Origin of the sequence: Gordonia otitidis NBRC 100426 (genome assembly GCF_000248075.1) — a bacterium.
In the GTDB taxonomy this organism is placed as follows: Bacteria; Actinomycetota; Actinomycetes; order Mycobacteriales; family Mycobacteriaceae; genus Gordonia; species Gordonia otitidis.
The window spans coordinates 1-10,315 of the sequence record NZ_BAFB01000049.1 but is presented as its reverse complement, the minus strand read 5'-3'; the positions used below and the strand labels follow the sequence as shown (position 1 = coordinate 10,315).

Below are 10,315 nucleotides of genomic sequence, written 5' to 3'. Positions count from 1 at the left end.
CGATCCTCGAGCCCACCAGCGGCAACACCGGTATCTCGCTGGCCATGGCCGCGAAGCTCAAGGGCTACCACCTGATCTGCGTGATGCCGGAGAACACCTCCGAAGAGCGTCGATCGCTGCTGCGGATGTACGGCGCCGAGGTGATCTCGTCGCCCGCGGCGGGGGGCTCGAACACCGCGGTCCGAGTGGCCAAGGAACTCGCCGCAGAGCATCCCGACTGGGTGATGCTCTACCAGTACGGCAACGAGGCCAACTGGCGCGCACACTACGAGGGCACCGGGCCGGAACTGTTCGCCGACCTTCCCGAGATCACCCACTTCGTCGCAGGTCTCGGCACCACGGGCACTCTGATGGGTGTCGGCCGGTATCTGCGCGAACAGAACCCGGAGGTCGAGATCGTCGCGGCGGAGCCGCGCTATGGAGACGAGGTCTACGGCCTGCGCAACATCGACGAGGGCTTCGTGCCGGAACTCTACGACGAGTCCGTGTTGACCCGCCGGTACTCGGTCCAGGGTGTCGACGCCGTCGCCCGGGTACGCGAACTGATCGACCGGGAGGGCATCTTCGCGGGTGTGTCGACGGGTGCCATTCTCCAGGCGGCACGCGGCATCGCGCGTAAGGCGATCAAGGACGGGCGACGCGCCGACATCGGTCTGGTGGTCCCCGACGCGGGCTGGAAGTATCTCTCCACCGGGGCCTACGACGGTAGCCTCGAGGATGCCGAACAGGCTCTCGAGGGCCAGCTCTGGGCGTAGCCGGACGGTTTCCGCTCGTGGAGCTGGTCGAGACCACCCCCGATGAAGGAACGATGATGACACCGAGCCCGACACCCACACCCCGCGGGACGCGCCCGTTGTGGGCTAGGTCGGCGATCGTGATGGCCTGCATCGTCGCGGTGCTGTTCATCGTCGAAGCCGTCGACGCCGCGACCCATTACGACCTCGACCGCGCGGGCATCGAACCGCGGAGGGTCGACGGGCTCGACGGCATTCTGTGGGCGCCGTTCCTCCATGCCGACTGGCAGCACCTGTTCGCCAATCTCGTGCCGCTGATCATCCTCGGCTTCATCCTGCTGCTCAGCAAGCGATTCCTCGTCGTCACGGCGATCGTGTGGATCGTCTCGGGCCTCGGTGTGTGGTTGTTCGCGCCGCCGTACTCGGTGACCGTCGGGGCGTCGGGCATCATCTTCGGTTGGCTCACCTATCTTCTGGTCCGCGGCGTGTTCAACCGCGACCTCACCCAGATCGCGATCGGAGTGGTCTTGTTCCTCGTGTACGGCTCGGTGCTCTGGGGTGTCTTCCCGGGCACCTTCGGAGTCTCCTGGCAGGGACATCTGTTCGGCGCGATCGGCGGTGTGCTCGCCGCGTGGTTCCTCGCCGACCGTGATCGGCGACGTCCGCGCGCGGTCGGATCGGGCAGCACGGCACCGGGGGTGCGGTCATAGTCACCACCACGCGCGCCGACGCACCCATCGGGATCTTCGACTCGGGCGTCGGCGGACTCACTGTCGCGCGCGCGATCATCGATCAGCTGCCCGACGAGGACATCGTCTACATCGGCGACACCGCCAACGGGCCATACGGGCCGTTGACCATCCCCGAGATCCGACGCCACGCCCTGGCGATCGGCGACGATCTCGCCGAGCGCGGCGTCAAGGCGATCGTCATCGCCTGCAACACGGCGTCAGCGGCCTGCCTGCGTGACGCGCGCGAGCGTTACGCGCCGATTCCCGTGGTCGAGGTCGTGTTGCCTGCGGTGCGTCGAGCGGTCGTGGCAACGAAGACGGGACGGATCGGAGTGATCGGTACCGAGGCGACGATCTCGTCCCGGGCCTACCAGGATTCGTTCGCCGCGGCCCGCGACGCACAGATCACCGCGGTCCCGTGTCCGCGATTCGTCGACTTCGTGGAGCGCGGTATCACCAGCGGACGGCAGATCCTCGGTCTCGCGCAGGGCTATCTCGAACCGCTTCAGGAGGCGGACGTCGACACGGTCGTCCTCGGATGCACGCACTATCCGCTCCTGTCGGGCGTGATCCAGTTGGCGATGGGCGACGAGGTGACGCTGGTGTCCAGTGCCGAGGAGACCGCCAAGGATTTGTTCCGTGTGCTGACCGAGGCTGATCTGCTGCACCCGCACACCGGCCGCGAAGCCGTCCGTCATTTTCAGGCGACCGGCGACCCGGAGATGTTCGCCAAGCTGTCGAGCAGGTTCCTCGGACCGGTCGTCAGGTCGGTCGATCCGGTCTGAGACGCGGCGTGTCGTCGACGCCGAGCCGGAGCAAACCCGCGCGGCGCGCGGCTTGTGGCCCATATGTGGTCTGCCCGCTACACACGCGTGGCAAGGTAGGTCGTATGCGTTTGACTGTCCTGGGGTGTTCGGGCAGTGTCGGCGGCCCCGGCGCGGCGTGCTCCGGGTACCTGCTGACCGTCCCCGACCACCGGCCCGTGCTCGTCGACTGCGGCCCGGGCGTTCTGGGCGAGTTGCAGCGTGTCGCAGACCCGAGCGACGTCGACGTCGTCCTCAGCCACCTGCATGCCGACCACTGTCTGGATCTTCCCGCGATGCTGGTGTGGCGTCGGTATGCGCCCACACCGGCGACAGAACTCGCGTCGCTGTACGGCCCGGCCGGCACCGCCCTGCGAATCGGTGCGGCGTCGAGTGAGTTCGCCGGCCAGATCGACGACATCAGCGACACCTTCGACACGCACGAGTGGATCGACGACATGGAGATCACCCTCGGGGGGATCGTGATCGATCCGATCCGCGTCGACCATCCGCCCGCCACTTTCGGTCTCCGATTCACCGGACCGCAGGGACAGGTCGTCGCCTACAGCGGCGACACCGGCCCGTGTGACGCGGTCGTCGATGTCGCTGCCGACGCCGACATCTTCCTGTGCGAGGCGTCATGGACGCATGCGCCGTCGGAACGTCCGCCGCACCTGCACATGTCGGGCATCGAAGCGGGTGAGGTCGCCACCAAGGCGAATGCGAAGTCGCTCGCCATCACCCACGTCGCACCGTGGTCGGATGCCGAGGCGATTCTGGCCGAGGCACGCACCACCTTCTCCGGCCCGGTCGGGCTGGTACGTCAGGGCCAGGTGTTCGACCTGCCGGGGTGATCTCCTACAGTTGAGTCCGTGAGCACACGAGCTGACGGCAGGGCCGACGACGAACTCCGTCCCATCACGATCACCCGCGGATTCACTTCCAATCCGGCGGGATCGGTGCTGATCGAATTCGGTCAGACACGCGTGATGTGCACCGCCAGCGTCACCGAGGGCGTTCCACCGTGGCGACGCGGGTCAGGACTCGGATGGCTGACCGCCGAGTACTCGATGCTCCCCGCCGCCACCCATGAGCGTTCGCGGCGTGAATCGGTCAAGGGCAAGATCGGCGGTCGGACACACGAGATCAGCCGACTCATCGGGCGGTCGCTGCGTGCGTGCATCGATCTGGGCGCACTCGGCGAGAACACCGTGGCACTGGACTGCGACGTCCTGCAGGCCGATGGCGGCACCCGCACCGCTTCGATCACCGGCGCGTACGTTGCACTCGCCGACGCCGTGACATGGCTCAAAGCTGCTGGGCGACTGTCGGATCCGCAGCCGCTGTCGTGCATGATCGCCGCCGTGAGTGTCGGCGTCGTCGACGGTCGGGTACGTCTTGATCTGCCCTACGAGGAGGATTCGCGCGCCGAGGTCGACATGAACGTCGTCGCGACCGACGCAGGCACCCTCGTCGAGGTCCAGGGCACCGGTGAGGGCGCGACGTTCCCACGCGCCACACTCGACAAGTTGCTCGACATGGCCGAGATCGGCACCAACACACTGTTCGAAGCGCAACGCGAGGCGCTCGATGCCCCGTATCCCGGCGTACTTCCGCAGTCGGTCTGAAACCGGTTCGAGTCGATGTCGCAGGTACTGCTCGCCAGCCGTAACGCCAAGAAGCTCGCGGAACTGCAACGGGTGGTCGACGCCGCGGGACTCACCGGTCTCGAGGTGATCGGACTCGACGCCGTCCCGGAGTATCCCGAGGAACCCGAGACAGGTGCGACCTTCGAGGACAATGCGCTGATCAAAGCCCGCGCTGGCGCACGCGCCACCGGATTGCCCTGTCTCGCAGACGATTCCGGTATCGAGATAGATGCGCTCAACGCGATGCCCGGGGTGTTGTCTGCGCGTTGGAGTGGCGTGCACGGCGACGACTCCGCCAACAACGCGCTCGTACTGGCGCAGCTTTCCGACATCCCAGATGAACGACGCGGTGCCGCGTTCGTCTCCGCGTGCGCACTGGTGTTGCCGTCCGGTGAGGAGACGGTGGTGCGGGGCGAGTGGCGCGGCACCTTCGCCCGGGAAGCGCATGGGCGCAACGGCTTCGGCTACGACCCGCTCTTCATTCCCGACGACGCCGACGCTGCGGGCCGATCCGCCGCCGAACTCTCCCCGTCCGAGAAGGACGCCTTGAGTCACCGTGGGAAGGCGTTGAGGCAGTTGGTCCCCGCACTCAGCGCGCTGGCCTGACCGCCGACGGCACCGGGTTTTACGCCGACGGCACCGGACACCTCGCCGACGGCACCGGGTTTCTTGCCGACGGCACCGGGTTTCACGCCGACGGCACCGGATTTCACGCCGACGGCACCGGATTTCACGCCGACCGCCCAGCCGCGTCAGCGACCGGCGTGCACCGACAGCATCCGCGACACCGAGTCGGGCCACGTGAACTGCGTCGCCCGTGCGCGGGCAGCGCCCTCGCGCGTCGGGCGGGGAATCGACAGAACCCGCTCGACGGCGTCAGCGAACCCCGCACCCGAGTTGTCGGCGAGCGCACCGCACGAATCGTCGATCATGCCCGCCACCGCCGACGACCGCGATCCGACGACGGGCGTCCCCGACGCGAGTGATTCCAGCGCCGACAGGCAGAACGTCTCGTGCGGTCCCGGCGCGAACGAGACGTCGGTGCTCGCGAGCAGCGACGCGACCTGCCGGCGGTCGCGCACATGTCCGAGGAATGTCACCGGAAGCCCGCGTGCCGCATGCTGGAGAGCACTGCGCATCGGTCCGTCGCCCGCGATCACCAGGTGGACGGGCACGCCCGCGCGGTGAAGGCGACCGACAGCGGCGATCGAACGGTCGGCGCGCTTCTCCATCGACAGGCGGCCGCAGTGCCCGAGGAGCGTCGTCGATGCGTCGGTCCAGCGAGTGCTGAGTTCGGGGTCGAGGTGGTGCGGCGCGAACTGCTCGAGGTCGACTCCCAGCGGTGCGCGGACCACGTTGTCAGCGCCAATGCGCTCGAACTCGGCGGCGGCGAATCCGGTGGTGCACACCACTGCGTCGTAGGAGCGGGCGGTGGCGGCGTTGGCCCTGTCCGCCAGCGCACGCGCTGTCTCGGCGGGCATGGCCATGGCGAGCAACCTGTCGAGGCGCTCGTGCGAGACCATGGCCGACGGAATGTCGCGGTGGCGGGCCCAGTCGCCGAAGCCACGCAAGGTCAACCGGTCCGACACCTCGAGAGCGTTGGGCCGGAGGTGGGTGAGGACATCGGCCACCCGCCGTGCGGACGCCAGCCGGTAGCCACCGGAGAACGGGATGCGTGGAGCAGGCACAGATATTCTGACGACACCGGACGGCATCAGTTCGTCGCGTGACTCGCGACCCGGGACGACGAGCACGACCTCGTGTCCGGCCGCGACGTATCCGGCGCCCCACCGGTCGACGGCCGTGCGCAATCCGCCCGAACGCTCACCGTAGAAGTTGGCCAGCTGGACGATGCGCACATCGACAGTCAGCCGTGTTCACATGAACGCGGCGCTGCACGACGCTCACGACAGGTTGAACTGCGCCTTTACTTCCTTGGTGCGGATGTGCTCGACGTAGAAGGACAAGAACGGGATGGTGCCCGCGATGGCGGTCACGATGATCTTGCCGACCGACCAGCGCACCTTGATACCCAGGTCGATCGCGCAGATCAGATAGATGAAGTAGATCCATCCGTGGACCGGAGGCACGAAGTCGAGCGAATGGTTGCCGAACCCGTACCGGAGGATGAGCTCGACAACCAGCAGCAGAAGCCAGATACCGGTGATCCACGCAAGGACGCGATAGCGTGTGAGCGCGCCGCGGACCTTGTCGACCGGAGTGGTGGTCTGCCCGGTTTCAGAGGGTCCGGCGGGGTCGGGGGACTGTGCGGTCTGCGGGGTCTCGCTGCTCACCTGTGGTGTTCCTCCGTGTGTGTGGTGTCGCCGCGCGCTGCGGGCGCTGTGACAGGCTCCGCCTCGTGGTGCTCGCGGTCCGCGGCGGCGAGCTCGGCGAGGTATCGGTTGTAGTCGGTGAGAGTGGAGTCCTCGTGTGCCGGGTCGGCGGCGAACGACGACGCACTCGGGGTGGTCGCGCGGTCGGGCAGAATGCCCTGCGGGATCTCGGTCACACCCTGTGGCTTGAGCTTCTCGACTTCGTCCGGGTCGGCTTCGAGTACCACGAAGCGTCGGTATGCCCAGACGAAAGCGACGGCGAACGCTGGCCACTGCAGCGCATACCCGAGGTTCTGGCCTGTGCCGCTCGTCGACTCGTATCGATCCCACTGCCACCACGCCATGCCGAGACAGACAACGGCGGCGAGCGCCACCAGCACCAACAGTGCCGGGCGGTGCCGACGGGCACCACGACGCGTAGTAGACATACCTTCGACGGTACCTGGCCTGGGTCTATCGCCGCGCGACCGGTACTGTTGACCGCGCACGCGCGAGTGGCGGAATTGGCAGACGCGCTGGATTTAGGTTCCAGTGTCCTAGGACGTGGGGGTTCAAGTCCCCCCTCGCGCACCATCACCTTCGGTGCTCAGCCGGAAGAACTCCACCTGCGACACCTCGATGTCGTCGAGGGTCCGCAGGCGGATCCCCGACGTGGTGGTCGGCACCGGCAGCGTGAAGATCCGGGTCTGTCTGTCCCAACGGAACGTGGCCGTTCGTTCGTCGACGACGAACCACGTGTCGCTCGCATCGAGGGTTTCGACCGTCCACGACGCCCGCCCCGCAGACCGCGGGGTGACCGTGTAGTGGTCGACGGGCGTCGGGACATCGAACGCCCAGCCGACAGCCTGCCCGGCCGTCAATCTCGACGGTGGCGTCGACGAATCGTCGTCGAAGGCGTTGGTTGCGTCGCTCGGTCCGCGGGCGCAGCGGGGCGCGTCAGCGGGAGAGGTCAGATCCCTCGGTGGTCGGGGCATCGTGCCGGGCGGTGTCAGTGACGGTGGTACCGACCCGGCGGCCCAGGTGGTCGGCTGTGGCCCGAGTGCGACATGGATCACCGCACCGCGACGTAGACGCTGGCGGGGCACCGTGATCTGCTGCCACGGCTCGCCGTCGATGGTCACCGACTCGATGTAGCGATTGGTCGCCGACGCCGCGGGCGCTTCGACGCGCACGACGGCGCCGCCGTCGAGTGTCCAGCTGATCGACGGGAACGTCGGTGCGGTGATCACGAACTCTCCGGAGCCGATGGTCAGCGGGTACAGGCCGGTGGCCACCAGCAGGTACCACGCCGACATCTCGCCGTTGTCCTCGTCGCCCGGGTAGCCCTGTCCTATCTCGGAGCCGAGGAACAGTCGCTGCGTCGCCTCGCGCACCATCTCCTGGGTTCTGGCATGAGCGAGGTTGCCGGGCGTCGACGCGAATGCGTACATGAACGGAATGTGGTGGGCCGGTTGGTTGGACAGTGCGAGCATGCCCATACGCGTGTCGCGGGCCTCCCGCATCTCGTGGATGACAACGGGGTACGAGCCGCGGACGTCGTCGCGTCCGGTCTCCTGCAGCGCGCGGAACTCGTCGAGCCGTCGGCACAGGGCGTCGCGCCCGCCGTGCAGCGCAGCGATGCCCTCACCGTCCTGTGGTGCGGTGACATATGTTCCCCACGCGTTGGTTTCGGTGTAGTCGAGTCCCCAGTTGCGGGGATCGAAGGTGTCGATGGGTCGGAACCCGCCGGATCGATCGCGGCCACGGAAGAAGCCGGTCCGCGCATCGAACACGCTGGCGTAATTCATGGCGCGGGCGGTGAACCACGTCGCGTTGGCTCGGAATTCGTCGATCCGACGGTGCGTCGGGAACCGGTCGGCGAGCACGCGCGAGAACACCGCGATGGCCGCGTCGTTGATGGCGGCGTCGACGGTCCAGCTCATGCCCTCGAAGGTCTCGGTGTCGGTGAACCCTCGAAACAGCGAACGCTGCATAGCCTTTCGGCCGACGCGCGGGTCGTCCGAGGGTGTGGTTGCGTTCCGAAGGCATGCGTCGTATGCGGATTCGAGGTCGAAGTCCAGACCTGCCAGCGCAGCGTCGGCGAAAACGGCGTCACTACTGGTGCCGGTCATGATGTCGGCAGGGCCCGGAGCCGACCAGCGACTCGTCCAGCCGCTGCGTCGGTAGTGCTCGACGAAGCCGTCGACGAGTTCCGCGGTCGACGTCGGCCACACGAGTGTGCGCAGCGGCCAACTCGCCCGGTACGAGTCCCAGAATCCGTCAGTCGTCGTCAGCGTGCCGTCGACGACGGGTCGTGCGGTGTGAGTGGGACCGTCCTCCTGTACAGAGCAGAACGGATCGGCGTACGCCCAACGCGGTGTCTGCGGGGTCCCGACGTTCTCGTGTGCGATGTTCGGATACAAACGCACGCGATGCAGACACGAATACAGGGTGGTCAGCTGGTCGGCGGTGGCACCTTCGACGTCGAGCCGGCCGAGAACACCGTTCCACGCGGTTCGGCTGGCCGCCCAGATCTCGTCGAAACCGCCTCGCGCGAGCCACATGTCGTAGTCGAGGTTGCGGTGCGCCTGCTCGATACTGATGAACGACGTCCCCACGGCGAGAACGGCGCGCCGGTTGTTGGACACGTCAAGGTCTATCGAACCGAGGACCGCGCTACGTTCGTGCGTCGAATCGGCATGGGCAAGCGAGGTCACCGGGACGTCGATTCGTGCCGAGAAATACATGCGGGGGACTGTGACCAATCCGCCAGGTCCGTCGACGAATCCGGTGACGAGTCCGTTGGTCGCCTCGTTCAGGACCAGCGCTCCGGCATTGTCGAACTGGTCGAAGACGAGTGCACCGGAATCGGTGGGAAATCGCACCCGAAGCCACACGGACCACAAGCCTGCGGTCAGCTCGGCGTCGACGCCACCGTGATCGGCACCTCCGCCGAGGGGAACGGCGTAGCGATCAGGTCGGTCAGCCTCGTCCTCGTGTGAGAACCGGAGCGCACGGGCGTCGCGGTCGAGCGGTGGACGACGGCACACCGCCGGGAAGAACTGCAGTACACCGCGATCGCCCATCCACGGGCTCGGGATGTGGGATGTCGCGAACGACTGTAGACGCGAACGGTTCTCGGAGTCGTTGGCCTCGTGGTATGAGTACGGCCATCCGCGGTTGCCGCCGTCGGTCATCGGCAAGCCGAACACCGATCCGTGCGGTGGGGCGACCAACGGAGCGCAGTTTCCGCGGGAGAAGCGGTCGCTCGAGTGCGTTCCGCGGGTGGTGCGTACCCGATGGATGCGCTCGAGTGATCCGGGTTCGGCACGTCGTAGCCGCACGTCGTCGAGGAACCCGTGAATGCGTCGTCGTGTGCGCGTCCCGTCGGCCCGTGCGGGGGCTGTGACGCGTAGGAGCACCCGCGTGACGCGCCGACCGGTGAAGGCAGACAGCTGAATTCGTTTGAGCGTCCACTGGTCGACGGCGATGGTGCGCGAATCGTACTGCTTCGCTGGATTCACGACGACGCCGTGTTGGTCGCGCACACGATGATCGGACAGAGAGCTCCCGTCGTCGAACTCCAGATCGAGTGCGACTGCGGTGCCCGCATAGGAGTCCCGTACGTCGGGCTCGTCGGCGTCGAACACGGGATGCAGCGCATAGACGAGTTCCTGCTCGCTGTCGACGACGAGTCCCACGGGGTCGCAGTCGCCCACGTCGAGTACCAATTCACGATCGGCCTCCGCCGTGATGTCGTACACCCACGGTTGCAGCGACGTCAGACCGACGCGCGGCTTGGAGTTGACGGGGTGGGCGGGGCCGCGTCCGCGACGCAGCGTGCCGTCTACTCCGTCTCTGCGCCGAGATGCCCGCACGATCGCCACCTTAGCGAGCGATGCCCATCAGCAGGTCCGAACGGATGCGTGACGATGGTGCGGGATTGCAGCGACACCCGATGCCCGCGGCAGTCAGATGATCGTGGCGTTCAGAGAATCGTGTCGACGACGAACTCCGATATCGCGCCGCGCGCACCTTCGCCGTTGGCGACCGCGGCGGCGCCCGGTCGTGCGACGCTCTCGACAC

Annotated in this window: 10 protein-coding genes and 1 tRNA gene; 7 read left to right on the top strand and 4 right to left on the bottom strand. The window is 67.2% G+C overall.

Translation table 11 applies throughout. The features are described from left to right. From GOOTI_RS04865 to rdgB, 6 genes are all read left to right on the top strand, one after another. Nucleotides 1-755, top strand: a 755-nt coding sequence (locus GOOTI_RS04865) for a PLP-dependent cysteine synthase family protein (protein WP_007237455.1), incomplete at its 5' end; no start/stop codon positions are given. Between the two features lie 56 nt (nucleotides 756-811). Beyond that, on the top strand, nucleotides 812-1,444 hold the full coding sequence (locus GOOTI_RS04860) for a rhomboid family intramembrane serine protease (RefSeq protein WP_083835842.1): 633 nt from the start codon (nucleotides 812-814) through the stop codon (nucleotides 1,442-1,444). Then, the gene (murI, locus tag GOOTI_RS04855; RefSeq protein WP_039993424.1) at nucleotides 1,411-2,250 is read left to right on the top strand and encodes a glutamate racemase; all 840 of its coding nucleotides are present in this window, start codon (nucleotides 1,411-1,413) and stop codon (nucleotides 2,248-2,250) included. Before GOOTI_RS04860 ends, murI begins: the two co-directional genes overlap by 34 nt. A 104-nt stretch (nucleotides 2,251-2,354) precedes the next feature. Further along, nucleotides 2,355-3,122, top strand: coding sequence for a cyclic nucleotide-degrading phosphodiesterase (locus GOOTI_RS04850; protein WP_007237452.1), 768 nt, complete (start codon nucleotides 2,355-2,357; stop codon nucleotides 3,120-3,122). An 18-nt stretch (nucleotides 3,123-3,140) separates the two neighbouring features. Continuing rightward, a complete protein-coding gene (gene rph, locus GOOTI_RS04845; protein WP_007237451.1) occupies nucleotides 3,141-3,896 on the top strand; it encodes a ribonuclease PH in 756 nt (251 codons plus the stop codon). 15 nt (nucleotides 3,897-3,911) lie between these two features. Then, a complete protein-coding gene (rdgB, locus tag GOOTI_RS04840; RefSeq protein WP_007237450.1) occupies nucleotides 3,912-4,523 on the top strand; it encodes an RdgB/HAM1 family non-canonical purine NTP pyrophosphatase in 612 nt (203 codons plus the stop codon). A gap of 146 nt (nucleotides 4,524-4,669) precedes the next feature. Here rdgB and GOOTI_RS04830 read toward each other — a convergent pair whose 3' ends face one another. From GOOTI_RS04830 to GOOTI_RS04820, 3 genes are read right to left on the bottom strand one after another with little or no spacing between them, the layout of a single operon-like run. Continuing rightward, nucleotides 4,670-5,776: a glycosyltransferase gene (locus GOOTI_RS04830; protein WP_007237448.1), complete on the bottom strand. Its 1,107-nt coding sequence runs from the start codon at nucleotides 5,774-5,776 to the stop codon at nucleotides 4,670-4,672. A 45-nt stretch (nucleotides 5,777-5,821) separates the two neighbouring features. Then, complete coding sequence (locus tag GOOTI_RS04825; protein WP_007237447.1) at nucleotides 5,822-6,211, bottom strand: DUF3817 domain-containing protein; 390 nt, start codon at nucleotides 6,209-6,211, stop codon at nucleotides 5,822-5,824. After that, nucleotides 6,208-6,678: a glucitol operon activator gene (locus GOOTI_RS04820; RefSeq protein ID WP_039993423.1), complete on the bottom strand. Its 471-nt coding sequence runs from the start codon at nucleotides 6,676-6,678 to the stop codon at nucleotides 6,208-6,210. Before GOOTI_RS04820 ends, GOOTI_RS04825 begins: the two co-directional genes overlap by 4 nt. Nucleotides 6,679-6,738: 60 nt before the next feature. Here GOOTI_RS04820 and GOOTI_RS04815 point away from each other — a divergent pair. Continuing rightward, a tRNA-Leu gene (locus GOOTI_RS04815) sits at nucleotides 6,739-6,823 on the top strand. On the opposite strand, the gene GOOTI_RS24970 is transcribed toward GOOTI_RS04815, so the two are convergent. After that, a complete protein-coding gene (locus GOOTI_RS24970; protein ID WP_007237445.1) occupies nucleotides 6,802-10,107 on the bottom strand; it encodes a GH92 family glycosyl hydrolase in 3,306 nt (1,101 codons plus the stop codon). The two genes, GOOTI_RS04815 and GOOTI_RS24970, sit on opposite strands and share 22 nt — an antisense overlap. Nucleotides 10,108-10,315 lie beyond the last annotated feature (208 nt).